At 65.2% G+C, this 24,443-nt stretch carries 22 protein-coding genes; 13 read left to right on the top strand and 9 right to left on the bottom strand.

Annotation, left to right across the window (positions count from 1 at the left end):
• Window positions 1-294: electron transfer flavoprotein subunit alpha/FixB family protein (locus tag ASC83_RS03900; protein WP_056058406.1), on the top strand; the 294-nt coding region annotated here is incomplete at its 5' end.
• A 127-nt stretch (window positions 295-421) separates the two neighbouring features.
• Window positions 422-1,405: a tripartite tricarboxylate transporter substrate binding protein gene (locus ASC83_RS03905; protein ID WP_056058408.1), complete on the top strand. Its 984-nt coding sequence runs from the start codon at window positions 422-424 to the stop codon at window positions 1,403-1,405.
• A 35-nt stretch (window positions 1,406-1,440) separates the two neighbouring features.
• On the opposite strand, the gene ASC83_RS03910 is transcribed toward ASC83_RS03905, so the two are convergent.
• The gene (locus ASC83_RS03910; RefSeq protein WP_056058413.1) at window positions 1,441-2,286 is read right to left on the bottom strand and encodes a MurR/RpiR family transcriptional regulator; all 846 of its coding nucleotides are present in this window, start codon (window positions 2,284-2,286) and stop codon (window positions 1,441-1,443) included.
• A gap of 255 nt (window positions 2,287-2,541) precedes the next feature.
• Here ASC83_RS03910 and ASC83_RS03915 point away from each other — a divergent pair, with 255 nt between their 5' ends.
• The 4 genes from ASC83_RS03915 to tal all read left to right on the top strand — a co-directional run bounded on the left by ASC83_RS03915 (window position 2,542) and on the right by tal (window position 7,884).
• On the top strand, window positions 2,542-3,570 hold the full coding sequence (locus ASC83_RS03915) for an ABC transporter substrate-binding protein (RefSeq protein ID WP_116748974.1): 1,029 nt from the start codon (window positions 2,542-2,544) through the stop codon (window positions 3,568-3,570).
• Between the two features lie 96 nt (window positions 3,571-3,666).
• Complete coding sequence (locus tag ASC83_RS03920; RefSeq protein ID WP_235509314.1) at window positions 3,667-5,817, top strand: iron ABC transporter permease; 2,151 nt, start codon at window positions 3,667-3,669, stop codon at window positions 5,815-5,817.
• Window positions 5,818-5,843: 26 nt separating this feature from the next.
• Window positions 5,844-6,926 (top strand): ABC transporter ATP-binding protein, encoded by a 1,083-nt coding sequence (locus ASC83_RS03925; RefSeq protein WP_056058416.1) that lies wholly within the window; start codon window positions 5,844-5,846, stop codon window positions 6,924-6,926.
• 7 nt (window positions 6,927-6,933) lie between these two features.
• A complete protein-coding gene (gene tal / locus ASC83_RS03930; RefSeq protein WP_056058419.1) occupies window positions 6,934-7,884 on the top strand; it encodes a transaldolase in 951 nt (316 codons plus the stop codon).
• A 1,143-nt stretch (window positions 7,885-9,027) separates the two neighbouring features.
• Here the strand turns inward: tal and ASC83_RS03935 are convergent.
• Together ASC83_RS03935 and ASC83_RS03940 are read right to left on the bottom strand one after the other, a co-directional pair.
• Window positions 9,028-10,425, bottom strand: a complete 1,398-nt coding sequence (locus ASC83_RS03935; RefSeq protein WP_056058424.1) for a sensor histidine kinase — start codon at window positions 10,423-10,425, stop codon at window positions 9,028-9,030.
• A 161-nt stretch (window positions 10,426-10,586) separates the two neighbouring features.
• Window positions 10,587-11,303, bottom strand: coding sequence for a response regulator transcription factor (locus tag ASC83_RS03940; protein ID WP_056058426.1), 717 nt, complete (start codon window positions 11,301-11,303; stop codon window positions 10,587-10,589).
• A gap of 174 nt (window positions 11,304-11,477) precedes the next feature.
• Here ASC83_RS03940 and ASC83_RS03945 point away from each other — a divergent pair, with 174 nt between their 5' ends.
• The 7 genes from ASC83_RS03945 (at window position 11,478) to ASC83_RS03975 (ending at window position 18,646) form a co-directional block, all read left to right on the top strand.
• Window positions 11,478-12,728, top strand: a complete 1,251-nt coding sequence (locus ASC83_RS03945) for an ABC transporter substrate-binding protein (protein WP_056058428.1) — start codon at window positions 11,478-11,480, stop codon at window positions 12,726-12,728.
• 123 nt (window positions 12,729-12,851) lie between these two features.
• Window positions 12,852-13,970, top strand: a complete 1,119-nt coding sequence (locus ASC83_RS03950) for a carbohydrate porin (protein ID WP_056058431.1) — start codon at window positions 12,852-12,854, stop codon at window positions 13,968-13,970.
• A 197-nt stretch (window positions 13,971-14,167) separates the two neighbouring features.
• On the top strand, window positions 14,168-15,046 hold the full coding sequence (locus tag ASC83_RS03955; protein WP_015012611.1) for a carbohydrate ABC transporter permease: 879 nt from the start codon (window positions 14,168-14,170) through the stop codon (window positions 15,044-15,046).
• Window positions 15,036-15,905, top strand: a complete 870-nt coding sequence (locus ASC83_RS03960; RefSeq protein WP_056058434.1) for a carbohydrate ABC transporter permease — start codon at window positions 15,036-15,038, stop codon at window positions 15,903-15,905. The genes ASC83_RS03955 and ASC83_RS03960 overlap by 11 nt, the downstream gene beginning before the upstream one ends.
• A 3-nt stretch (window positions 15,906-15,908) precedes the next feature.
• Complete coding sequence (locus ASC83_RS03965) at window positions 15,909-16,970, top strand: ABC transporter ATP-binding protein (RefSeq protein WP_056058437.1); 1,062 nt, start codon at window positions 15,909-15,911, stop codon at window positions 16,968-16,970.
• Window positions 16,971-17,243: 273 nt separating this feature from the next.
• Window positions 17,244-18,221 carry a glucokinase gene (gene glk, locus ASC83_RS03970; RefSeq protein ID WP_056058439.1) on the top strand — a complete coding sequence of 326 codons (978 nt, stop codon included), beginning with the start codon at window positions 17,244-17,246 and terminating at the stop codon, window positions 18,219-18,221.
• On the top strand, window positions 18,218-18,646 hold the full coding sequence (locus ASC83_RS03975) for a VOC family protein (RefSeq protein WP_056058442.1): 429 nt from the start codon (window positions 18,218-18,220) through the stop codon (window positions 18,644-18,646). The genes glk and ASC83_RS03975 overlap by 4 nt, the downstream gene beginning before the upstream one ends.
• A gap of 86 nt (window positions 18,647-18,732) precedes the next feature.
• Here the strand turns inward: ASC83_RS03975 and ASC83_RS03980 are convergent, their stop codons facing one another.
• The 6 genes from ASC83_RS03980 to ASC83_RS04005 form a co-directional block, all read right to left on the bottom strand.
• The gene (locus ASC83_RS03980; RefSeq protein WP_056058445.1) at window positions 18,733-19,737 is read right to left on the bottom strand and encodes a transketolase family protein; all 1,005 of its coding nucleotides are present in this window, start codon (window positions 19,735-19,737) and stop codon (window positions 18,733-18,735) included.
• An 11-nt stretch (window positions 19,738-19,748) separates the two neighbouring features.
• A complete protein-coding gene (locus ASC83_RS03985) occupies window positions 19,749-20,588 on the bottom strand; it encodes a transketolase (protein ID WP_056058448.1) in 840 nt (279 codons plus the stop codon).
• A 36-nt stretch (window positions 20,589-20,624) separates the two neighbouring features.
• Window positions 20,625-21,884, bottom strand: a complete 1,260-nt coding sequence (locus tag ASC83_RS03990) for a TRAP transporter large permease (protein WP_056058450.1) — start codon at window positions 21,882-21,884, stop codon at window positions 20,625-20,627.
• Between the two features lie 29 nt (window positions 21,885-21,913).
• Window positions 21,914-22,429: a TRAP transporter small permease gene (locus ASC83_RS03995; RefSeq protein ID WP_056058454.1), complete on the bottom strand. Its 516-nt coding sequence runs from the start codon at window positions 22,427-22,429 to the stop codon at window positions 21,914-21,916.
• A gap of 84 nt (window positions 22,430-22,513) precedes the next feature.
• Window positions 22,514-23,500 carry a TRAP transporter substrate-binding protein gene (locus tag ASC83_RS04000; RefSeq protein ID WP_056058457.1) on the bottom strand — a complete coding sequence of 329 codons (987 nt, stop codon included), beginning with the start codon at window positions 23,498-23,500 and terminating at the stop codon, window positions 22,514-22,516.
• A gap of 44 nt (window positions 23,501-23,544) precedes the next feature.
• Window positions 23,545-24,294 (bottom strand): SDR family NAD(P)-dependent oxidoreductase, encoded by a 750-nt coding sequence (locus ASC83_RS04005; RefSeq protein WP_056058462.1) that lies wholly within the window; start codon window positions 24,292-24,294, stop codon window positions 23,545-23,547.
• Window positions 24,295-24,443: the final 149 nt, after the last annotated feature.

Below are 24,443 nucleotides of genomic sequence, written 5' to 3' on the forward strand. Positions count from 1 at the left end.
ATGACGCCCCTAGCCGACAAGCTGGGCGCCGCCCTGGGTGCCAGCCGCGCGGCGGTGGACGCAGGCTACGCGCCCAACGACTGGCAAGTGGGCCAGACCGGCAAGATCGTGGCACCGCAGCTGTATGTGGCGGCTGGTATCTCGGGTGCCATCCAGCACTTGGCGGGGATGAAGGATTCGAAGGTGATCGTGGCGATCAACAAGGACCCTGAGGCGCCGATCTTCAGTGTGGCTGACTACGGGCTGGAAGCGGATCTGTTCACGGCTGTGCCTGAACTGGTCAAGGCCGTCTGAGCCCTGCAGATCACAGACACACCCCATTCGATGGGATCTGAGTGCTATAAAAAATATAGCTTTTAGCGCTTGTTTGACGAGCGCTGAGGCTGCTTTTTATACCTATAAATCAGCAGGAGACAAAACCATGAGCACATTCCTTTCCCGTCGCAGGCTTGTCCAGGCCACTGGCGCAGCGCTGGCCAGTGCGGCATTGCCAGCACTGGCCCAAACCAGTTGGCCGAGTCGCCCGATTCGCATCATCGTGCCTTACACGGCGGGCGGGTTTACCGACCAGATGGCGCGTCTGCTGACGGTAGGCCTGCAAAAGCAATTCGGTCAGCCGGTTGTCATCGACAACAAACCCGGTGCGAACAGCATCATCGGCGTGGATGCCGTCGCCAAGTCCGCCCCGGACGGTCACACCTTTGGTGTGGTCATTCCGGCCTTTACCGCCAACACCACGCTCTACCCCAAACTGCCCTACAACCCGCGCAAGGACCTGATGGGCGTGTCGCTGCTGGGTATTTCTCCGTTGGTGGCGGCGGTGGCGCCCAATGCACCGTTCAAGACGGTGAAAGAACTCGTGGCCTATGCCAAGGCCAACCCTGGCAAGGTGAGTTTTGCCTCATCAGGCACAGGCTCTGCCGCGCACCTGACCAGCGAGCTGCTCAAGTCACTGACCAAGACCTTCATGGTCCACATTCCCTACCGCGGCGCAGCCCCGGCGTTGACGGACTTGCTCGGCGGCCAGGTGCCCTTGTTCCTCGACCCTCCGCCCAACCTGATCCAGCCCGCCAAGGCAGGCCGCATCACCCTCATCGGCGTGGCCAGCGAAAAGCGCTTGCCCATGTTGCCTGACGTGCCGACCTTCATCGAGCAAGGCGTGCCCGGCATGCTGGGCAGTACCTGGGCCAGCATGATTGCACCCGCAGGGACGCCGCGCGACATCGTCAAGCGCATGTCGGACGCCGTGAACGCCATCATCCAGAGTGATGAAACCAAGGCCAAACTCGACACCATGGGCACCTTTGGTGAAGGCACCACGCCCGAGGCGTGCGACGCCTTTTTGGCGGCTGAAACGACCAAGTGGGGCAAGGTGATCCGCGAAGCGGGTGTCACGCTGGACTGAGAAGGCGTGGGCCGGCCTGGCCTGATGGCCAGGATTTACGCGTACCGCTTGGCCCGCAGGTTTTCCTTCATCTGCTGCAGGATGGGCTGCAGCGAGCTGCCAATGCGCAACGCCACGCAAGTGGCCAGCACGTCGATGATGAGCAAGTGCATGAGGCGCGACACCATGGGGCTGTAGCGGTCGTAGCCCTCGGGGTGGTCGGCCGCCAGATGGATCTGGCAGGTGCTGGCCAGGGGCGAGCCGCTGGCGGTGATGACGATGGTGGTGGCACCGTTGCGGCGGGCGATGTCTGCCGCGTCCATCAGGTCGCGGGTGCGGCCCGAGTTGGAGATGATCACGGCGCAGTCGCCTGGCCCCAGCAGGGTGGCGCTCATCACCTGCATGTGGCCGTCGCTGCTGGCAATCGAGGTCACGCCCAGGCGGAAAAACTTGTGCTGCGCGTCCTGCGCCACGATGCCCGAGTTGCCCACGCCGTAGAACTCGATGCGTTTGCCTTTCTTCCACGTGTCGGCAATGGCCTCGGCCGCACGTTCGATGGCCACGGTGCTGGCCGCGTTGCGGTATTGCAGGAACGCTGCCACGGCGTTGTCCACCACCTTCACCAGCACGTCACCGGTCTTGTCGTCTGCATCCACACTGCGGTGGATGAAAGGCACGCCTTCGCTCACACTGCCTGCCAGCTTGAGCTTGAAGTCCGCCAGCCCGTCGTAACCCATGCTGCGGCAAAAGCGCACCACGGTGGGCTTGCTCACATGCGCGCGCTCGGCCAGCTCGCGCACGGGCAGGCGGGCGAAGGTGCGGGGGTCGGTCAGCACCAGCTTGGCCACGCGCTGTTCGGCGGGGGCCAGCGAGGGCAGGGAGGCGGTGATGCGGTCGAGCATGTCAGTCTGTGAAGGCAGGGCAGGCTGCGCAGGGGGCCTTGGAAAGGGCTTGGGTGGACGCTTCATCCACCGGCTGTGCGCGCGGTGGTGGGGCCATCTGCGGTTAATGTAACTCGGTTCCCAAAGGTATGGGGCCCGCGCAATCCCTGCCTTTCAACCTGCTTGCACGGGGCCTGGGCGTTTCCCCCCTGGCTCGGGCAGGCCCTGCACGCATAGCATCCTCCATCACGTTATCCAGATACTGAGGAGCCTTCCATGCGCAAACCCTTGCTGACAAAACTTCTGGCCGGTGCGGCCCTTGTGGCCGCTGCATCGGGCAGCTGGGCCCAGGGCCAGGTCAACATCATCTGCTCGGTGCAGGCCGAGTGGTGCAACCTGATGTCCACGGTGTACGCCAAGACCACTGGCACTAAGGTCAACATGACGGCCAAGGGCTCGGGCGAGGCGCTGGCGCAGCTCAACGCCGAGCGCGCCAACCCCAAGACCGACATCTGGTTTGGCGGCACAGGCGACCCGCATCTGCAGGCGGCCGAGCAGGGCCTGACGCTCGAATACAAGTCACCCCAGCTGGCGCAGCTGTACCCCTGGGCGCAGAAGCAGGCGGGCGATTCCAAGTACCGCACCGTGGGCGTGTACCTGGGCCCGCTGGGTTTTGGCTACAACAAGGAGCTGCTGGCCAAGCGCAAGCTCAACCCGCCCCAGTCGTGGGCCGACCTGCTCAAGCCAGAATTCAAGGGCGAGGTTCAGATGGCCAACCCGGCCTCTAGCGGCACCGCCTACACCATGATCGCCACGCTGGTGCAGATCATGGGCGAGGAAAAGGCGTTTGAATACCTCAAGGCCCTGCACCCCAACATCAGCGCGTACACCCGTTCAGGCACGGCGCCTGTCAAGGCGGTTGCACGCGGCGAGACCACGGTGTCCGTGAGCTTCGTGCACGACGTGACCACCGAGGCGGTCAACGGCTTCCCCGTGGGCTCGGTCACACCTTCTGAAGGTACCGGCGCCGAGGTGGGCTCCATGAGCATCGTCAAGAACGGCCCCAACACCGAGGCCGCCAAGAAGTTCTATGAATGGGCGCTCACGCCGGGTGGTCAGCAATTTGGCCTGGCGGCCAAGCAGTTCCAGCTGCCCAGCAACACGCAGGTGCCCAAAGACCCGCGCATGACCGATCCGGCCAAGATGAAGCTCATCAACTACGACTACGCCAAATACGGCGCCAGCGCCGAGCGTCGCCGCCTGATTGCGCGCTGGGAAAAAGACGTGCAAAACGCAACGCGCTAAGGGGTGGTGGTGTCGGCAGCAGCGGCGGCGCACGCAACCCTTCGGACCAGGACTCCCGGTGCCTCGGTCAACCGGCCCCTGTGGGTCTGGCTGGCCATGGGCTTACTGGGGTACCTGGTGTTCCCCTGGTATGCACAGCAGGACGCCAATGGCCTGCTGGCGGTGGACCAGGTCTTCAGCAGCGAGCAGGCGGCCAACGGGCTGATGCAGGCGGCCTTGTTCGGGCGCCCCTGGCTGTGGCTGGGCCTCGCCGGGCTGGTGGTGGCGGGCCTGGGGGCCTGCCTGCCCGCCGGGCGCAAGCAGGGTGCCCTGCTGGTGGCGGGGGGTGCGCTGGGGCTGGCGGCCCTGCTGCTCAGCGGCTTTGCGATTGGTGCGCGCGGCTGGGCGTTTGAATGGATGAACACCAGCCTGGGCGAACTGGGCGCGCGCCAGCCCGGCATGGGCTGGGGCGGGTTTGTGGTGCTGTCGGCGCTGCTGGTGCTGCTGTCTTTCGGGGTGGCACGGCGGGGCTTCTTCAAGGGCGATCTGTTCGTGGCGGCTGCGGTGGTGGGCTGTGGCAGCCTGCTCGCGCTGTTCATCGTGTTTCCGGTGCTCAAGGCGCTGTCGGCTGCGTTTTTTCTGGAGGACGGCCCGTTCTCGCTGGCCGTGGTGTGGGAGCGCATCGCGCACGAGCGCAACTTCAGCCTGTCGTGCCTGGCGGGCGGCCAGCGCTGCGGTGTGGCCTGGAACACGCTGTTCCTGGGCTTGATGACGGCCACCAGCACCACGCTGCTGGGCACCTTCATGGCGCTGATGGCCGAGCGCGCATCGCGCCGCTATGCGCGGCCGCTGAACATCGTGGCGCTGCTGCCCATCATCACGCCGCCGTTTGTGGTGGGCCTGGGGCTCATCCTGCTGTTTGGCCGCGCAGGCGTGTTCAACCAGTTTCTGGAATACGCGTTTGGCATCACGCCGTCGCGCTGGTTCTACGGCTGGCTGGGCGTGTGGGTGGCGCAGACCTTTGCCTTCACACCCATTGCTTTCATGATCATGCGCGGCGTGGTGCAGGGCGTGGCGCCCAGTCTGGAGGAGGCCGCGCAAACGCTGCGTGCCAGCCCGCACCGCACCTTCATGACCGTGACCCTGCCGCTGCTCAAGCCGGGCCTGGCCAATGCGTTCCTGGTGGGCTTCATCGAAAGCATGGCCGACTTCGGCAACCCCATCGTGGTGGGCGGGCAGTTCTCGGTGCTGTCCACCGAAATCTTCTTTGCCATCGTGGGTGCGCAGTACGACCAGGGCCGTGCCGCGTCGCTGGCCTGGATCCTCACGTTCTTTGCGCTCACCGTGTTTGCCATCCAGCGCGGCTTGCTGGGCAAGCAGAACTTCACCACCGTATCGGGCAAGGGTGATGCAGGCATTGCCATGCCGCTGCCCACCGGCGTGCGCCGTGTGGTGCACTCCATTGCACTGCCCTGGATGGCGTTCACCCTGATCGTGTACCTGTTTGCACTGGCGGGCGGTTTTGTGCAGACCTGGGGGCGCGACTACACCATCACGCTGGCGCATTTCCGTACCGCGTTCAGTGTGGAATGGGGCGAGTTTGGTGTGGTGTGGGCGGGCACCGCGTGGAACTCGTTTTTCACCACGCTCAAGCTCGCCGCCATCTCGGCGCCGCTCACGGCCACGCTGGGCATCGGCATTGCGTGGCTGCTGGCGCGCACCGAGTTCCGGGGGCAGGGCGCGTTCGAGTTTGCAGCGCTGCTGGCTTTTGCCATTCCGGGCACGGTGCTGGGCGTGAGCTACATCCTGGCGTTCAACGTGCCGCCGTTCGAGCTGACGGGCACGGCCCTCATCATCGTGCTGTGCTTCATGTTCCGTAACCTGCCGGTGGGCGTGCGGGCGGGCACGGCGGCGTTCAAGCAGCTGGACCGGTCGCTCGATGAGGCGTCCGTCATGCTGCGCGCAGGCAGCGTGCAGACGCTGCGCCATGTGGTGCTGCCGCTGCTCAAGCCCGCCCTGGTGGCTGCACTGGTGTACAGCTTTGTGCGAGCCATCACCACCGTGAGCGCTGTGATCTTCCTGGTCACCGCCGAGAACGAGCTGGCCACCACCTACATCATCGGCCGCGTGGGCAATGGCGACTATGGCGTGGCGCTGGCGTACTGCACGGTGCTCATCGTCCTTATGTCGGCCTCCATCGGACTCATTCAGCTGCTGGTGGGTGACCGCAAACTGGGCCGCCGTGGAGCCGCTCCCGCTGCGCACTGACCCTCTGACAAAAAAGAAAACACGCCATGAACAACAATGACGCGGGCATCGTGTTCCGCAACATCACCAAGCGCTACGGCAGCGACAGCAGCGCGGCCCTGGCCGTCAAGGGCATCAGCTTTGAGGTGCCGCGCGGCACGCTCACCACCATCCTCGGCCCCTCGGGCTGCGGCAAGACGACCACCTTGCGCATGATTGCGGGGCTGGAATCGCCCACTTCGGGCGAGATCTTCATCGCAGGCCAGGATGTGACCACGCTGGGCCCCGCGCAACGCAATGTGAGCATGATGTTCCAGAGCTACGCGTTGTTCCCGCACATGAATGTGGTGGAGAACGTGATGTACGGCCTGCGCATGTCGGGCCAGCCCAAGGAGCAGGCGCGCACCAAGGCCGTGGAGGCGCTGCGCGGCGTGGGCCTGGTGGGCTATGACGACCGCCTGCCCAGTGAACTCTCGGGCGGGCAGCAGCAGCGTGTGGCCCTGGCCCGTGCGCTGGTGCTGGAGCCCGAGGTGCTGCTGTTTGACGAGCCCTTGTCCAACCTTGACGCCCGCCTGCGCCGCGAGATGCGCGAAGAGATCCGTGCGCTGCAGCAGCGCCTGTCGCTCACGGTGGCCTACGTCACGCACGACCAGGCCGAGGCCATGGCGGTTAGCGACCAGATCATCGTGATGAACCAGGGCCTGATTGCGCAAAAGGGCTCGCCCCGCGCGCTGTATGAAACCCCGCACAGCGAATTCGTCGCGGGCTTCATGGGTGAGGCCATGCTGTTCCCGGCCGTGGCCGACGCTGACGGCACGGTGGTGCTCGGCCCGCTGGTGCTGCGCCCCCGCATGGCGGTGAAGAGCGGCCCGGTAAAGGTGGCGGTGCGGCCGGAGGCCTGGCGCATTCATCGCCAGGGCGCGGGCCTGCTGCCCGCGCGGCTGGACAAGCGGGCCTACCTGGGCGCCGTGTACGAATACACCTTCGAGACCGCGCTGGGCCATATTTTTGTGGTGTCGTCCGATCTGGACGATGTGCTGGCTGTGGGCGACGCGGTGCAGCTGAGCTTGGGTGCCCACGGCGTATCAGTGGTTGGTAGTACCGAAGGCGCCCGGACCAATGCGGAATAATGGCGCCATGACGAACCAACTCGACGCCCTCAAACAGTTCACCACCGTGGTTGCCGACACCGGCGACTTTCTGCAACTGGCCCAGTTCCGTCCGCAGGACGCCACGACCAATCCCTCGCTGATTCTCAAGGCGGTGCAAAAGCCCGAATACGCGCCGCTGCTCAAGGACACCGTCGCCAAGTGGCAAGGGCGTGCGATGGACGAGGTGATCGACCGCCTGCTGGTGCGTTTTGGCTGCGAGATCCTGACCCACGTGCCCGGCCGTGTTTCCACCGAAGTGGACGCCCGCCTGAGCTTTGACACCAGCGCCACCATCACGCGCGCCGAGCGCATCATCGAGCTGTACCAGGCCGAAGGCATCCACATCGACCGCGTGCTCATCAAGATCGCGGCCACGTGGGAAGGCATCCAGGCGGCCGCCCAGCTGGAGCGCAAGGGCATCCACACCAACCTCACGCTGCTGTTCTCTTTTGCCCAGGCCGTGGCCTGCGGCCAGGCCAAGGTGCAGCTGATCTCGCCGTTTGTGGGCCGTATTTACGACTGGTACAAAAAGCAGGCAGGCGCGAGCTGGGACGAGGCCGCGCGCGCGGGCGCCAACGACCCGGGCGTGCAGTCTGTCACGCAGATCTACAACCACTACAAGCGTTTCGGCATCGCCACCGAGGTGATGGGCGCGAGCTTCCGCAATGTGGGGCAGATCACGGCGCTGGCCGGGTGCGACCTGCTGACCATTGCGCCCGAGCTGTTGGCGCAGCTGGCTGCGAGTGATGCGCCGTTGCAGCGGGCGTTGGATGCAGAGGCTGCCAAGGGCATGGACTTGCCTGCGGTGAACTATGACGAGGCGGGGTTCCGGTTTGCGCTGAATGAGGATGCGATGGCGACCGAGAAGCTGGCTGAGGGGATTCGGGCGTTTGCGGTGGATGCTGTGAAGCTGGAGAAGCTGATCCTCGCGGCTTGAGGTTTGTTTTTGTATTGGGGCGGCTGGTGCCTGGGGTGCAGGTGCTGGCCGCTTTTGTTTTTGGGTATTCGCAAGGCTACTTGCTTATCAGGTGGTGTGCCTGGTTTGAGTGCGGAGGCCGGGAGTCGCCCGGCTTGCGAGTAACTTTCTTTTGCTTCGCCAAAAGAAAGTCACCAAAGAAAAGGCGACCCCCAGTCTGCGACCCCGGCGCTTCGCTCCGGGGCAAACCTGCGGCGGGGCGGTTGTGGGGTGCGCCGTGGAACTCGCTTTGCGCTGCGCGCGCCGCTCAGACATCCACGGCGAGTCAGTTGACGAGGCATGGGCGCTCCGACGCCCATGCTCACCCCACAACCGCCCCGCCGTAGGCACAGCCAGCAGGGGGTGGACAGCCGAACATCCAAACATCCAAACAACCGAACAACCGAACAACCGAACAACCGAACAACCGAACAACCGAACAACCGAACAACCGAACAGCCGAACAGCCGAACAGCCGAACAGCCGAACAGCCGAACAGCCGAACAGCCGAACAGCCGAACAGCCGAACAGCCGAACAGCCGAACAGCCGGACATCCATTCGGGCCATTGCTGCGCTCGGCCGTGCCTGCGCAGCGCGTGGCGCTTACGCCCGCGAGACGGGGCCGAGCGCAGCGCAGCGCAGCGAAGCAATGGCCCGTGTGGATGTCCATTTTTGGGTTCCCTTCTGCGCGTGCCGAGAAGCGCAGGGCAGGGGGTGCGTGCGTGTGCCGAAGGACACACGCACTTCGTGCGCTGACTTGCCGCAGTTGTTTGAACGGAGCGCGTAGCGCGCAGTGAGTTCTGCGGCGCACCCTCTGTGCGAGCATCGCAGGCTGCCCGTAGCGCAGCGAAGGGACGCGCGCAGTAGGGTCGCCCTTTCTTTGGTGACTTTCTTTCGGCGACGCGAAAGAAGGTTACTCGCACGCCGGGCGACTCCCGGCCTCCGCCCTCAGTGCCGGCATGCCATTCGATGAGCACAAGCCCCCAAGACTGAGCGTGAAAAAAACGCATCAAACCGTCAACGTCTGCCGGAAATCTCCCGTCCGGAAGTGCTGAAGATCACTATAAAAATCATAGCTGCCAAGACATGAAGCACTAGCGCACCCAGCCAAAAACACCAAAAACTCACCCCGCAGGCAGCCGCATCCCCACCCGCAACCCCTTCGGCACCACCCCTTCCGCCACCGTCCGCCCCCCGTGCCGCAGCGCGATCTCTTCCACGATCGACAGCCCCAGCCCACAGCCGCCCGCCTTGTCCGACCCGCGCCAGAACCGCGCAAACAGATCGCCCAGATGCTCCGCCGGCACGCCCGGTCCATCGTCCTCCACGACCAGCAGCGCCCAATGCCCGGGCTCTTCATGGCCCACGCGCACCGTCACCGTGGCGCCGGGGCCCGCGTAGTGCAGCGCGTTGTCGATGAGGTTGTTCAACGCCTCGCGCAGCAGCAGCGGGTGGCCCTGCGCGGGCAGGTGGTCCACGCCCTCGTAGCCCAGGTCCATGCCCTGGGCCAGGGCGCGGGCGGCCCATTCGCGGGCCACCTCGCGGGCCAGGGCGGCGAGGTCGATGGACTGCATCTCCACGTTCGACTCCGAGCGCGCCAGCTGCAGCAACTGGTGCACCAGGTGCGCGCTGCGTTGCGCGGCCGACAGCACCTTTTGCAGGCGGGCCTGCACTGCGGGTTCGTGGCTCTCATGCAGGGCCAGTTCGGTCTGGCCGATCAGGCCGGCAAGCGGCGTGCGCAGCTGGTGGGCAGCGTCGTTCAGAAACCGCTTTTCCTTTTGCTGGCCACGCGCCACGGTCTCCAGCAGGCGGTTGATGGTGCTGGCCAGCGAATGCACTTCCTGCGGTGCTGAGGTCAGCTCAATGGGCGGCAGCGGCGTGGTGCCCGTGTGGGGCTGCGCGCCTGCGCGCTCAATTTGCGCCTCCAGGCGCTTGAGGGGTTGCAGGCCGCGCAGCACGCCGGCGTACACCACGGCGCTCAGGGCCAGGCCCATCAGGCCCATGGGGAACACCATGCGCTCCAGCAGTTCCTGCGCAATGCGCTCGCGCACCGTGAGGCTCTGGGCCACCTGCACGCGCAGGCGCTGGCGGGTGGAGGCGGTGCCGTAGTCCACATCCAGCAAGGCCACGCGCACCGGTTTGTCGTCCACTCGGGCTTGGTACAAAAACGCCTCGCCCACCGCCACATCGACCTGGGCGGGCGGTGCTGGCAGCTGCGCGTTGCCCAGCAGAAAGCGGCCGGGCGGGGACGACACCATGTAGGTGATGCGGTCGGCCGGGTCCTGTTCCAGGATGTCCTGCGCGGCCTTCGGAAAGTCCACCAGCAGCCCATCGCCAATCGGCTTGATCTGCCGCGCCAGTGCCCGCACCGACTGGGTCAGCGTCTGGTCAATGCCCTTCTCACCATTCTGCAGCGCAATGCGCCACGCCAGAAACCCACCCGACAGCCACAGCACCAGCTGCGGCAGCAGCAGCCACAGCAGCAGCTTGCGTTGAAGAGAAACACCCGGGACGTGACGCATGAATAGCCGTAAAAATTAAACGGCGAGCGTCTTGCAACTGGCGCGACCAAGGCCAGTGCCGCCGCGCAAGGGCCGCCAAGCCGCAGATACGGCGCTGCGCTTGTGTGCGCTGGCGGCATCCCCCCCACGGGGGGAAGATGCGCAGCATCTCAGGGGGGGCTTCATGGCTTGTTCAGCATGTACCCCAGCCCCCGGATATTGCGGATCACCAGGTTGGACTGGTCGAGCTTCTTGCGCAGGCGGTGCACATACACCTCCAGTGCATTGGAGTTCAGCGGGGCGGCGGTTTGGCCGGGCTCGGGCGGGCTGGCGCGCCAGGCGGCCAGCACGTCGTCGCGCGTGACGACTTCTCCGCAGCGGTGGGCCAGCAGCTCCAGCAGCTCCCACTCGCGCTGGGTCAGCTCCAGCAGGTCGCCGTTCAGGGCCGCAGCATGGCTGGCGTGGTCCAGCACCAGCGGGCCGATGGTGGTGCTGGCAACGCCGGCCGCGCTGCTGGCCTGGGTGAAGGCAGGCTGGCGCGCGCGGCGCAGCATGGCCTGCAGGCGGGCCTGCAGCTCCTGCATGTTGAAGGGCTTGGTGATGTAGTCGTCGGCCCCGGCGTTCAGGCCCAGCACGCGGTCATCGACGCCGTCGCGGGCGGTGAGGATCAGCACGGGCAGGCCGGCGATGTGCGCGCGGGCCCAGGTCAGCAGTTCCATGCCGTCGGCGCCGGGCAGGCCCAGGTCCAGGATGATGCCGTCCACCGCCTGCGTCTGCAAAAGCGCCATGGCCTGCGCCACGCTGCTGGCGGTGCAGACGCTGTAATCGAGTTGCTTGAGCTGGCCGGTGAGAGCGTCGAGCAGGAGGGCGTCGTCTTCGACAATCAGTATCGTGGCCATGGATTGAGCATAACAAAGGCCCCTGCAACGGGCCCTCTGTGGGGCCGCTGCGACTCTCAGGGAAAGCCCTGAGAATTAAATTAATTATTGTAATTAAAGTACCGACTGCGCTGAACAGCACCGGTATCACGGCGCAGCAACGGGTTCTGAAAACAACGTCGAGGAGACAAGGGTATGTGGAAGATGACAAAGATCGCCGCACTGGCGGTGGGCCTGGCGGCCGCGATGTCTGCCAGCGCGGGGGAGGTCGAGGTCCTGCACTACTGGACATCGGGCGGCGAGGCCAAGTCGGCCGCCGAGCTCAAGAAGATCATGCAGTCCAAGGGCCACACCTGGCGCGACTTTGCCGTGGCTGGGGGCGGTGGCGACAGCGCCATGACGGTGCTCAAGAGCCGCGTGATCTCGGGCAACCCGCCCTCGGCCGCCCAGGTCAAGGGCCCGGCCATCCAGGAATGGGCGTCCGAAGGCGTGCTGGCCAATGTCGATGCGCTGGCCAAGACCGAGAAGTGGGACGACGTGCTGCCCAAGGTGGTCGCCGACGTGATGAAGTACAAGGGCAGCTACGTGGCTGCCCCGGTCAACGTGCACCGCGTGAACTGGCTGTGGGCCAGCTCCGATGCGCTCAAGAAGGCGGGCGTGGCCAGCATGCCCAAGACCTGGGACGAGTTCTTTGCCGCTGCTGACAAGCTCAAGGCCGCAGGCCTGGTCCCCGTGGCCCATGGCGGCCAGAACTGGCAGGACTTCACGACCTTTGAATCCGTGGTGCTGGGCGTGGGCGGTGCCAAGTTCTACCAGGACGCACTGGTCAAACTGGACGACAAGGCCATCAACAGCGACACCATGAAGAAGTCGCTGGAGACCTTCCGCCGCATCAAGACCTACACCGACCCGGGCGCTCCCGGCCGCGACTGGAACCTGGCCACGGCCATGCTCATTCAGGGCAAGGCGGGCTTCCAGCTGATGGGCGACTGGGCCAAGGGTGAGTTCATCGCGGCCAACAAGGCGCCGGGCAAGGACTTCCAGTGCGCAGCGGCACCGGGCACGGCCAACGCGTTCACCTTCAACGTGGACTCGTTCATCCTGTTCAAGCTCAAGGACGCAGCAGCGCAGAAGGCGCAGAGCGACCTGGCCAGCTCCATCATGAGCCCTGAGTTCCAGGAGGTGTTCAACCTCAACAAGGGCTCGATCCCTGTGCGCACCGGACAGAAGATGGACAAGTTTGACGACTGCGCCAAGCTGTCCAGCAAAGACTTTGCCGACACTGCCAAGAGCGGTGGCCTGGTGCCCAGCGTGGCCCATGGCATGGCGATTGCGCCTGCCACCGAAGGGGCGATCAAGGATGTCGTCAGCCAGTTCTGGAACGACGACAAGGTGAGCGTCGCCGACGCCATGAAGAAGATCGCGGCCGCCGCGAAGACCAAGTAAGCCGTGTACGACACACGCACCCGCACGCACTAAAACCAACCCCAGAGGGATCCCATCATGAAGACAAGAAACCGCCTCACGGCGGTGGCTTTGGCCGCCGCATGCGCGAATGGCGCCTTTGCTATGGACGTAGCAGGCTTTGAGTTCAACGGCTACTCCCGCGGTGGCCCGGTGTTCAACCACTCCGACGGCGTCAAGGGCAACCTGACGCTGGGCGGCGAGCTGCAGAAGTACCGCCTGGGCAACGAAGGCGACAACGGCATCGAAGTCAACTTTGCCAAGGGCTTCGAGGCCGGCGGCATCAACTGGAAAGTGAACTACATGCCCGCCAAGTGGGGCAGTGGCGACATCAGCACCGAACAGGCGTTTGTGGAAATGAGCGGCTTCTCGTTCTCGCCCGAAGCCAAGTTCTGGGTCGGCCAGCGCCGCCTGCGGATCCAGGACGTGCACATCGTCGACTACTTCCTGCTGAACTACGGCGACAACATCGGCGCTGGTGTGACCGACGTGCCTGTGGGCGGCATGAAGCTGGGCGTGGGCGTGTTCTCCGGCGACAAGTTTGACGGCGGCCTGCCCAACAACGTGAAGGCACACCGCATCAACGCCGACCTGTCCGAGATCAACACCAACCCCGGCGGCAAGCTGCGGGTGCTGCTGACCGCCGTGGGCGGCAAGAACCAGGTGGGTGGCGGCTCCGGCTCCGGCATCTCGTTGATGCACACACAAAAGGAGTTCCTGCTGCCCAGCATCAGCAACACGCTGTATTTGCAGACATCGCGCGGCCATGCCCGCATCGACGGGGAGTTTGAAGCCATCGAGGGCACCAGCGCAGGCAAGCGCGCCACCCGCATTGCCGACTCCATCAACTGGCAAAGCGGACCGTTTGGCGGCCAGGCCCTCATTGGCTACCAGACCAACAAGGCTGACCTGACCGGCGTGGAGACCAAGGACTTCTCGCTGGGCGGCCGTGGCTCGTACGCGTTCACCAAGAACTTCAAGGGCCTGGTGGAGTTGTCCACCACCACCCGCAAGGGCAGTGGTCCGGACCAGCGCCTGTCCAAGGTCACGCTGGCGGGTGCCCTGGCACTGAATGAAGACTTCTGGTCGCGTCCTGAGCTGCGTCTGTATGTGACCAAGGCCAACTGGAACCAGGCGGCGGCTGTGGCTAACGCAGGCACCTTTGGCGCCAATGGCAAGACCTCGCGCACGCTGGTGGGCGTGCAGTACGAGGTGTGGTGGTAAGAGGGAGAGAGTGAGTAGCGAGTTAGTTTGAGGTAGACACTTTGTTCATTGGGGGGTGCTCTGTGCGCACCCCCCTTTTTTCATGTGACACAAAGTGGGTGTGTGAATGAGTGAAACGGTGATTCAGTGACTGATCGAGACACCGCGTACCGCGCGCGCAGCGTGTGCAGTGCGTACGCAAGAGAGATTCGCAAGCAATGAAGAATTCCTTTGAAACCTGGCTGCCCAGGCTGGTGGTGACCCCGGCGTTTGTGCTGGGTTTTGCCTTCATCTATGGCCTCATGGTGTGGAACGGCGTGCTCAGCCTCACCGCATCGCGCATGCTGCCCAACTACGAATGGGCGGGCCTGGCGCAGTACGAGCGCCTGTGGGAGATGGACCGCTGGTGGGTCGCCCTGAAGAACCTGGGCATTTTTGGCGTGGGCTATGTGGGCGGATCGCTGGTGATTGGTGTGGTGCTGGCCGTGCTGCTGGACCAGAAGATCCGCGCCGAGGGCGCGCTGCGCACCATCTACCTGTACCCCATGGCGCTGTCGTTCGTGGTGACCGGCACGGCCTGGAAGTGGCTGCTGAACCCCGGCCTGGGCATCGAAAAGATGGTGCGCGACTGGGGCTTCACGAACTTTGAATTTGGTTGGCTGGTGGACACCGAGATGGCGATCTACTGCGTGGTCATCGCCGGCATCTGGCAAAGCGCCGGGTTTGCGATGGCGCTGTTTCTGGCCGGGCTGCGCGGCATTGACGACAGCATCATCAAGGCCGCGCAGGTCGATGGTGCCTCGCTGCCGCGCATCTACTGGCGCATCGTGCTGCCCGCGCTGCGGCCGGTGTTCTTCTCCACGCTCATGGTGCTGTCGCACCTGGCCATCAAGAGCTTTGACCTGGTGATGGCGCTGACCGCGGGTGGCCCCGGTTTTGCCACCGATGTGCCCGCCACCTTCATGTACACCATGTCGTTCTCGCGCGGGCAGATTGGCCTGGGCGCGGCCAGCGCCACCATGATGCTGGCCACCGTGGCGGCCCTGGTGATTCCTTACCTTTACAGCGAACTGCGGAGCAAACCCCATGACCGCTAAGCCCTCCGTGTTTCCGTCCGTGGGTCGCCTGCTGGTCTATGGCGTGCTGGCCCTGGCCACCGCGTTCTTTCTGCTGCCGCTGTACGCCATGCTGGTCACCTCGTTCAAGGACGCCGAGGAGATCCGCAGCACCTCGCTGCTGGCGCTGCCCGGCGGGTTGAACTGGTCGGCTTGGTCTACCGCATGGTCCAGCGCCTGCACGGGGGTGGACTGCAACGGCCTGCGCCCGTTTTTCTGGAACTCGGTGGCCATGGCCGTGCCTGCGGTGCTGATCTCCACCGTGTGGGGCGCACTCAACGGCTATGTGCTGAGCCTGTGGAAGTTTCGCGGCAGCGACACGCTGTTTGGCCTGCTGCTGTTTGGCGTGTTCATGCCCTTCCAGGTGGTGTTGCTGCCCATGAGCCAGGTGCTGGGCTGGCTGGGGCTGTCCAGCTCCATCACCGGGCTGGTGCTGGTGCACTGCCTGGCCGGGCTGGCGGGCACCACGCTGTTCTTTCGCAACTACTACGCGGCCATCCCCAAGGAGCTGGTGAACGCAGCCCGCATGGATGGCGCAAGCTTCTGGCAGATCTTCTGGCGCATCGTGCTGCCGCTGTCCACGCCCATCGTCATGGTCACGCTCATTTGGCAGTTCACCAACATCTGGAACGACTTTCTGTTTGGCGTGGTGTTCTCGGGCACCGAGTCCAAGCCCATCACCGTGGGCCTGAACAACCTGGCCAACACCAGCAGCAGTGTGAAGGCCTACAACGTGGACATGGCGGCCGCGATCATCGCTGGCCTACCAACCATGGTGATCTACGTTCTCGCAGGCAAGTTTTTTGTGCGTGGCTTAACAGCTGGCGCAGTGAAGGGATAAATCATGGCTTCTTCATTGGATATCGCAGGCATCAACAAGCGCTTTGGCAAGGGCGACAAAAGCGTGGAAGTGCTGCGCAAGGTGGACATCCACGTCGCCCCCGGAGAGTTCCTCATCCTGGTCGGCCCCTCGGGCTGCGGCAAGTCCACGCTGCTCAACATCATTGCGGGGCTCGACGAACCCACTGAGGGCGAGATCCGCATCGGCGGCAAGAACGTGGTGGGCATGCCCCCGCGCGACCGCGACATCGCCATGGTGTTCCAGAGCTATGCGCTGTACCCCACCTTGAGTGTGGCCGACAACATCGGCTTTGCGCTGGAGATGCGCAAGATGCCCAAGGCCGAGCGCCAAAAGCGCATCGACGAAGTGGCCACCATGCTGCAGATCAGCCACCTGCTGGACCGCCGGCCCAGCCAGCTGTCGGGCGGGCAGCGTCAGCGTGTGGCCATGGGCCGGGCGCTCGCACGCCAGCCGCAGCTGTTCCTGTTTGACGAGCCGCTGTCCAACCTGGACGCCAAGCTGCGCGTGGAGATGCGCGCCGAGATCAAGCGCCTGCACCAGGCCAGCGGCATCACCAGCGTGTACGTCACACACGACCAGGTCGAGGCCATGACGCTGGGCTCGCGCATCGCGGTGATGAAGGGCGGTGTGGTGCAGCAGCTGGGCACGCCGGACGACATCTACAACCGCCCGGCCAACACCTATGTGGCGACCTTCATCGGCTCGCCCACCATGAACCTGCTGCGCGGCGCGGCCACGGGCGGGCAGTTTGGCATCCAGGGCGCAGCGCTAAACCTGGCGGCCCCCGCCAGTGCCAACGAGGTGCTGCTGGGCGTGCGCCCAGAGCACCTGGTGATGCAGGAGACGGCCCCGTGGCGCGGCCGCGTCAGCGTGGTGGAGCCCACGGGCCCCGACACCTATGTGATGGTGGACACGGCCGCAGGCAGCGTCACGCTGCGCACCGACGCCCAGACCCGCGTGCAGCCCGGCGACGCCGTGGGCCTGGCGGTAGAGCCCGCCAACGCCCACTGGTTTGACGCCAGCAGCGAGAATCGGCTGGCGTGAGCCGCGCGGCGCAAGCGCCGCCGGATCGTTGCATGTAGTGTGCTGTCCCGCAAATAGCTGCACATGAAATCGCGTCCTCACCCCCAAGGCTGCGTTGCAAATCCTCGCGATAGCGACTGCTATCACTGCGGTTTGCGCCTTGCTCTGGGCGCGATGTCATCGATTTCATTTCGTGCAGCTATTTGCGGGGCAGCACACTGGTTGCTATTGAAACAATAGCTGCTAGCGCATGTTCTACTAGCGCTAGCAGCTGTTTTTGCTTAAAAACACCGCATGACACCCCTGCGCCTGCTGGCCGACATTGGCGGCACCAACATTCGCCTGGCCTGGCAAGACCAGCCCGATGGCCCTCTGCACGACACCCGTGTGCTGCCCTGCGCACAGTTCCCCACGGTGGACGCCGCACTAGCGGCCTATCTGGCCGAAGTGAACATCGCCACCCCGCGCGAGGCGGCGTTTGGCATCGCCAACCCGGTCACGGGAGACGCCATCCGCATGACCAACCACAGCTGGAGCTTCTCGCAGCGCGCCGTGCGCGAGGCGTTTGGTTTTGAGCGGCTGGTGGTCATCAACGACTTCACCGCACTTGCACTGGCGCTGCCCCTGCTCACGCCCGAGCAGCTGCGCCCCGTGGGCGGCGGTGTGGCCGTGCCGGGCGCTGCGATTGCGCTGCTGGGCCCGGGCACGGGCCTGGGGGTGTCGGGCCTGGTGTTTCCGCCCGGCTCGAGCCTGGGGGTGCCGCTGTCGGGCGAGGGCGGCCATGTCACGCTGGCCGCGCAGACCCAGCGCGAGTTCGATGTGCTGGGCATCCTGCAAGAGCGCTACGGCCATGTGTCGGCCGAACGCGCCGTGTGTGGCGCCGGGCTGGTGGACCTGTACCACGCGCTGCGCCGGCTGGCCCAGCGCGGTGGCAAGGAAGTCAGCTCCGCCGCGCAGGTGACCGAGCTGGCACTGCAGGCCAACGACCCGCTGGCGCTGGAGGCGCTGGAGCTGTTCTGCGGCTTTCTGGGTAATGTGGCGGGCAACCTGGCGCTCACGCTGGGTGCGCGCGGTGGCGTGTACCTGGGCGGCGGCATTGTGCCGCGACTGGGCACGTGGTTTGACCAGTCCCCGTTCCGCGCACGGTTTGAATCCAAAGGGCGCTTCCAGTCCTATCTGGCGACCATTCCCTGCTGGGTCATCGACCCCAGCGCCACGCCCGCGCTGTTTGGCGCATCGCGTGCGCTGGACATTGCGGGCTCGGACGCATGAGCAGCAACAGCGCACCACCGCCCATGCTCCGGCCCACCGGCGTGCACCATGTGGCCATCATCGCCAGCGACTACGCCCGCTCCCGCCGCTTCTACACCGAGGTGCTGGGCTTGCAGGTGGTGCACGAGCACTACCGCGCCGAGCGGCAGTCGTACAAGCTCGACCTGCAACTGCCCGATGGCACGCAGGTGGAGCTGTTTTCTTTTCCCAATCCGCCGTCTCGCCCGTCCTACCCCGAGGCCTGCGGCCTGCGCCACCTCGCCCTGCGCGTGGCCGACATGGCGGCTAGCGTAGCTGCCTTGGCCGCCCATGGCGTGGCCGTGGAGCCGGTGCGCACGGACCCGTTCACCGGGGCGGTGTTCACCTTTTTTGCCGACCCGGACGGGTTGCCGATCGAGCTGGTGGAAGAGGGCAGGGCGCGGTAACCTGCACATCGCTGCAACGCCACAGCAACACGGAGTGGCCATTGCGCTGGCGCAGAGAGTGCGGACCTGCCCCCCTGGATACGGCCCTATGTCAACCACGCCTTGACGCGCGCCGACAACGCCTCGGTGCTAATGCCGTAGCGGTCGTGCAGCGTGGGCAGGGCCCCCGCATCCAGGTAGGCATCGGGCAGCCCCGCCAGGCGGAACCGCGCGGGCTGTACGCCGTTCTGCAGCAGCGCGCTGGCCACAGCCTCGCCCAGGCCGCCAACCATCGAATGGTTCTCGGCCACCACCACCAGGCGCGGCTTGCGCTGCACCTCGGCCAGGATGGTTGCGGTGTCCAGGGGCTTGATGGTGGGGCAGTGCAGCACGCCCACGCCGATGTTGTCGGCCTGCAGCGCCTTGGCCACCTCTAGCGCGCGCATGGTCAGGAAGCCGCTGGAAATGATGAGCACCTCGTCGCCATCCATCAGGCGCTTTGCTTTGCCCAGTTCGAACTGGTAGTCGTATTCGTCCAGCACCAGCGGCACATTGCCGCGCAGCAGGCGCATGTAGACGGGGCCGTTGTGCGCCGCCATTTGCGGCACGGCCTGCTCGATGTCGAGGGCATCGCAGGGGTCGATGATGGTCAGGCCCGGGATGCCACGCATCATGGCGATGTCTTCAGTGGCTTGGTGGCTCGGGCCATAGCCGGTGGTCAGGCCGGGCAGCGCGCAGCACATCTTCACGTTCAGATTTTCTTCGGCAATCACCTGGTGGATGAAGTCGTACGCGCGGCGCGTGCCGAACACGGCGTAGGTGGTGGCGAAGGGAATCAGCCCTTCCTTGGCCATGCCGCCTGCCGCACCCATCAGCAGCTGTTCGGCCATGCCCATCTGGTAGAAGCGCTCGGGGTAGGCCTGTGCGAACAGGTGCAGGTCGGTGTACTTGGCCAGGTCGGCGGTCATACCCACGATCTCGGGGCGGGTGGCGGCCAGTTCGACCAAGGCCTTGCCAAACGGTGCGGCCTTGACGCGCTGCCCCTCGCCCGCGATGGAGGCGATCATGGCGGAGGTGGTCAGGCGCGGTTTTTTCTCGGCGACGGTGTTCATGCGGCGGCTCCTTAGGGTGCGTTCTGGTCGAGGATGGCGAGGGCCTGCTGCCACTCGGGCGGATCGACGCGGATGAAATGGTTTTTGTCGCGCGTCTCCAGGAAGGGAACGCCCTTGCCCATGAGCGTGTTGAACAGGATCACGCGCGGCTTGGGCTCTGTCAGATTTCGCGCGGTGTCAAAGGCCGCCAGTACGGCAGCCAGGTCGTTGCCATCGACACGCTGCACATGCCAGCCAAAGGCCAGCCACTTGTCGGCCAGCGGCTCGAAGCCCAGCACTTTGCTGCTGGGACCATCGGCCTGCTGGTTGTTGATGTCCACCAGGCAGATCAGGTTATCGAGCTGATGGTGGGCGGCCGACATCGCGGCCTCCCAGGTCGAGCCTTCGTCCAGCTCGCCGTCGCTCATGGAGTTGTAGACGAAGGCAGGGTTCTTCTTCTGCTTGAGGCCCAGTGCCATGCCCACACCGATCACTAGGCCCTGGCCCAGTGAGCCGCCTGAGATTTCCATGCCCGGTGTGTACGTGGCCATGCCGCTCATGGGCAGGCGGCTGTCGTCGCTGCCGTAGGTTTCGAGTTCCTCCTGCGGAATCACGCCGGCTTCGATCAGCGCCGCGTAGTGGGCGATGGCGTAGTGCCCGTGCGAGAGCAGAAAGCGGTCGCGGCCCTCCCAGGTGGGGTCTTGGGGTTGCAGGTTCAGCGCGTGGCCGTAGGCCACGGCCAGCACGTCGGCCCAGCCCAGGGCCTGGCCGATGTAGCCCTGGCCCTGAACCTCACCCATGCGAACGGCGTAGCGGCGGATGCGATGGGCGCACCGGGCCAGCGCCTGCAGTTTGTCTGCGGCGGAAGTCATGGAGTTCTCCTGTGTGAAAGCGGGGAAGAAAAGCGGTCAGCGAAGGATCGAGGCCGGCACGTAAGACACCAGAGCCAGCACCAGGAAGGCCACAAAGTAGAACGGCCCCAGCTCGCGCACCGTCTGGCCCACCTTGACCTTGGCCAGTGCGCTGGTGATGAACAGCGTGGTGCCCACCGGCGGGGTGTAGAGGCCCACAGCCAGGTTCACCACCATCATGATTCCCAGCTGCACCGGGTCCATGCCAATGCTTTCGGCCAGGGGCAGGAACACCGGGGTCAGCAGCAACACGGCGGCGGGCAGGTCGATGAACATGCCGATGAACAGCATCAGCAGGTTCATGATCAGAATCACGATCCAGCCCTGGCTCACGTTCTGCTGGATCCAGTGGGCCACACCCGTGGGCATCTGGTCATAGGTCAGCAGCCAGCCGATGGCGGCAGAGGCCATGATCACCAGCAGCACCACGCCGGTCGCCAGGCCCGCATGCACCACGGCATCGTTCAGCCGCTTGAGCGACAGGTCGCGGTACACCACCACCGACACCGCAGCGGCGTACAACGTGGACAAAACGGCCACCTCGGTGGGTGTGGCAATGCCAAAGCGCAGGAACAACACGATCAGAACCGGCAGCAGCAACGCGGGCGACGAGTACAGCAGGTGCACGCGGAATTCACTCCAGTTGATGGGGGTGGTGTCGCGTGGGAAGTTGCGGCGCTTGCCGACCCACCAGCACATGAACATGAAGCCCACGCACATCAGGATGCCAGGCAGGATGCCTGCGACAAACAGTGCCGCGATGGAGGCATTGGCCGTCAGCGCGAACAGGATCATCGGGATCGAGGGCGGGATCAGGATGTCGATGGTGGCCGCTGCAGCCAGCGTGGCGGCAGAAAAAGCGGGCGGATAGCCCAGGCGCTTGTGCCAGGGAATCAGCAGCGAGCCGATGGCCGAGGCATCGGCCACGGCCGAACCCGACACCCCGCCGAACAGCGTGGACGACAGCACGCCCACCTGCGCGGGCCCGCCGTGAAAGCGGCCGATCAGCGTGCTGAGCACGCCCACCAGCGCAGCCCCCAGGCGGCCGCCCATCATGAGCGAGCCGGTGAGCATGAAGAACGGGATCGCGATCAGCGGAAAGCTCTGCACCTGCGCCACCATCTGCTGCACCAGCAGGTCGAGCGGCACGCGGTCGGAGGTGGCGGCGGCCGCCATGGCCGCGACCAGCAGCGCATGGGCAATGGGCATGGCCAGCACGGCCGCACCGAGAAAGACAAAAAGAATGAGGGCGCTCATGGTGAGTTCCTTGGCAGGGGTGGCGGGGCTTACCAGTGCGCCTCGGGTACGGCGGTCTCGGCACCGGGGGCGCTGGGCACCGGCGGGGTGGCCCAGGCGTTCCAGGCCGACTTGAGCGCCAGCAACGCCAGCATCACCAGTCCACCCATCACGCAGCCATAGGTAAGCGACCCGGGCACCTGCAGGATGGGCGACTTCTCGTCGTGCACGATCTCCAGCATCTGAAAGGTGGCCCGGGCGAGCGTGCCGTACAGCGCTGCCACCACCAGCCAGCTGCCGATGGCCGCCCAACGGCGCAGCGCGGGCGGTACGGCGTCCATCAGAAAGCTGGTGGTGATGTGGGCACCGTGCGCTGCCGCCAGCACTACGCCAGACATGACCAGCCACGGAAACAGCAGCTCCGGCACCTCATTGGCCCATTGCAGGCTGGTGCCGGTGGCGTAGCGCAACACGGTGTTGGCCACCAGGATGATGAAGATGACGGACGTGCTGATCCACAGCAGCACTCGGCATACGCCGACAACGGCCCATTCGATGAGGTTCATCGGGAGACTCCTTGGGCTGCAGGGCTGGGGCCCGTGCAGCGGCTTCGGGGGAAATGAGGACAGGCGCCGCAGCGCCCCGAACGATCAGCGCGCGGCGGCGATGACTTTCTTGAGGTACGGGCCGATGGGCGTGGTCAGCCACTTGGCGTCCACCGCAGCCGTGGCCTTGGCAAACGCGGCCTTGTCCACCGTGGTCACCTGCACGCCCTTGGCCTTGAGGTCGTCCAGCAGCTTGTCGTCGGCCTCTTGCGACATCTTGCGCTGCAGTGCCGTGGCCTCTGCTGCCGCTTCGGTCACGGCCTTGCGGTCCGCGTCGGACAGGCGGTCCCAGGTGCGCTTGCTCATCAGGAACGGCGTCATCTGGAACATGTGGCTCGTCAGTGCCAGGTGCTTTTGCACTTCGTACAGCTTGCTGGCGTGGATGTTGACCAGCGGGTTCTCTTGCCCATCGACCACGCCCTGCTGCAGCGCCACGTACAGCTCGGCAAACTTGATCTGCTGTGCCTCGGCACCCAGCGCCTGCATGATGTCCACCAGCACTGCGTCGGGCGGGGTGCGCATCTTCAAGCCCTTCATGTCTTCGACCTTGGTGATGGGGCGTTTGCTGTTGGTCATGTGGCGGATGCCGTTGTCCCAATAGCCCAGCACCACCATGCCCTTGTCGGCCGACTTCTGTGCCAGCTCCTGGCCCAGCGGGCCGTCCAGCAGCTTGAAGGCCTGCGCGGGGGTGGAGAACATGAACGGCATGCCGTAGGCGGCGTACTCGGGCACAGCCACCGACACGGCGCCTTGCGAGTTCGCCGTCATGTCGAGCGCACCGGTGCGTACGGCCGTGACCATGGCGGCGTCGTCGCCCAGCTGCGCGGAGGGCGCCACCTGCACCTCGATGCGGCCTGCGGTCTTGGCCTTGAGGGTTTCGGCGAATTTGACAGCGGCCTCGTGGCGCGGATTGCCGGGGGCAGCGCCATGGCCCAGCGTGAGCTTCATGGTCTGCGCCTGCGCGAGCCCGGGCAGTGCCACCGCCAAAGCAGCGGCTGTCAGCAGGGTGCGGGTGAAGGTTTTGCGTTGCATGGTTTGTCTCCTGGTTTATGTTTGTTGAGAGGTCGTGAGGGCGGTCAGTGGATCAGCATGCCGCCGTTCACATCGAGCGTGATGCCGGTGCAATAAGTCGAAAGCGGGCTGGCGAGAAACACGCAGGCTCCGGCAATGTCATCGGCCCGGCCCAGGCGGGCGAGTGGAATGGTTTCCGCGATCTCGGCCTTTTTCTCTTCGGTCAGCTTGCCCTTGATGATGTCCGTGCCGATCAGGCCGGGGGTGATGCAGTTGACGCGGATGTTCTCGGGACCAAACTCGCGGGCCATGGCGCGGGCCAGGCCCAGCACACCTGCTTTGGCGGCCGAGTAGTGGGGCCCGCCCAGAATGCCGCCGCCGCGCTGGGCCGACACCGACGAGATGCAGATGATGGAGCCGCTTTGCTGTGCACGCAGCGTGGGCAGCACAGCCTGGGACATGTACAGCGTGCCACGCAGGCTGACGTTGAGAATGCGGTCGTAGTCGGCGCCCGTGATCTCCAGCGTCTTGACGGGCTGGGTGATGCCCGCGTTGTTGACCAGCGTGTCGATGCGGCCGAAATGGGCATACACCTGGGCGGCGGCGGCATCGCACGATGCTTTGTCGGTCACATCGGCCACCAGGCCCAGGTGGCCCTCGCCCAGCCGCGCGGCGGCGCCTGCGGGGTCGGCGGCTTCGAGGTCGAGGATGGCGACTTTGGCGCCTTGCTCGGCCATCAGGCGGGCGGTGGCAAACCCGAGGCCGTTGAGTCCCGCCCCTCCGGTAATGATGGCAACCTGGTCCTTTAGCAGCATGTGTCTTGTCTCCTGTGGTGTGAAGGTGCAGGAGACTTGTACGCTGCCCGTGAGGGCGGCTGTCAAAGCGGTGTCTCCTGTTCTGGGAGCCGATTCTCAAAGCCGCTCAAGATGATGACAAGCGATGAATCATCAGCGTAAGATGACAT

Origin of the sequence: Acidovorax sp. Root402 (genome assembly GCF_001425125.1) — a bacterium.
Classification (GTDB): domain Bacteria; phylum Pseudomonadota; class Gammaproteobacteria; order Burkholderiales; family Burkholderiaceae_C; genus Acidovorax; species Acidovorax delafieldii.

Coding starts and splice junctions, on each gene's coding strand:
- ASC83_RS03925 (WP_056058416.1), top strand. CDS start 5,844: ATGAACAACAATGACGCGGGCATCGTGTTCCGCAACATCACCAAGCGC.
- ASC83_RS03910 (WP_056058413.1), bottom strand. CDS start 2,286: ATGCTCGACCGCATCACCGCCTCCCTGCCCTCGCTGGCCCCCGCCGAA.
- ASC83_RS03915 (WP_116748974.1), top strand. CDS start 2,542: ATGCGCAAACCCTTGCTGACAAAACTTCTGGCCGGTGCGGCCCTTGTG.
- ASC83_RS03935 (WP_056058424.1), bottom strand. CDS start 10,425: ATGCGTCACGTCCCGGGTGTTTCTCTTCAACGCAAGCTGCTGCTGTGG.
- ASC83_RS03960 (WP_056058434.1), top strand. CDS start 15,036: ATGACCGCTAAGCCCTCCGTGTTTCCGTCCGTGGGTCGCCTGCTGGTC.
- glk (WP_056058439.1), top strand. CDS start 17,244: ATGACACCCCTGCGCCTGCTGGCCGACATTGGCGGCACCAACATTCGC.
- ASC83_RS03980 (WP_056058445.1), bottom strand. CDS start 19,737: ATGAACACCGTCGCCGAGAAAAAACCGCGCCTGACCACCTCCGCCATG.
- ASC83_RS04000 (WP_056058457.1), bottom strand. CDS start 23,500: ATGCAACGCAAAACCTTCACCCGCACCCTGCTGACAGCCGCTGCTTTG.
- ASC83_RS03990 (WP_056058450.1), bottom strand. CDS start 21,884: ATGAGCGCCCTCATTCTTTTTGTCTTTCTCGGTGCGGCCGTGCTGGCC.
- ASC83_RS03940 (WP_056058426.1), bottom strand. CDS start 11,303: ATGGCCACGATACTGATTGTCGAAGACGACGCCCTCCTGCTCGACGCT.
- ASC83_RS04005 (WP_056058462.1), bottom strand. CDS start 24,294: ATGCTGCTAAAGGACCAGGTTGCCATCATTACCGGAGGGGCGGGACTC.
- ASC83_RS03920 (WP_235509314.1), top strand. CDS start 3,667: ATGGGCTTACTGGGGTACCTGGTGTTCCCCTGGTATGCACAGCAGGAC.
- tal (WP_056058419.1), top strand. CDS start 6,934: ATGACGAACCAACTCGACGCCCTCAAACAGTTCACCACCGTGGTTGCC.
- ASC83_RS03995 (WP_056058454.1), bottom strand. CDS start 22,429: ATGAACCTCATCGAATGGGCCGTTGTCGGCGTATGCCGAGTGCTGCTG.
- ASC83_RS03985 (WP_056058448.1), bottom strand. CDS start 20,588: ATGACTTCCGCCGCAGACAAACTGCAGGCGCTGGCCCGGTGCGCCCAT.
- ASC83_RS03905 (WP_056058408.1), top strand. CDS start 422: ATGAGCACATTCCTTTCCCGTCGCAGGCTTGTCCAGGCCACTGGCGCA.
- ASC83_RS03950 (WP_056058431.1), top strand. CDS start 12,852: ATGGACGTAGCAGGCTTTGAGTTCAACGGCTACTCCCGCGGTGGCCCG.
- ASC83_RS03975 (WP_056058442.1), top strand. CDS start 18,218: ATGAGCAGCAACAGCGCACCACCGCCCATGCTCCGGCCCACCGGCGTG.
- ASC83_RS03945 (WP_056058428.1), top strand. CDS start 11,478: ATGTGGAAGATGACAAAGATCGCCGCACTGGCGGTGGGCCTGGCGGCC.
- ASC83_RS03955 (WP_015012611.1), top strand. CDS start 14,168: ATGAAGAATTCCTTTGAAACCTGGCTGCCCAGGCTGGTGGTGACCCCG.
- ASC83_RS03965 (WP_056058437.1), top strand. CDS start 15,909: ATGGCTTCTTCATTGGATATCGCAGGCATCAACAAGCGCTTTGGCAAG.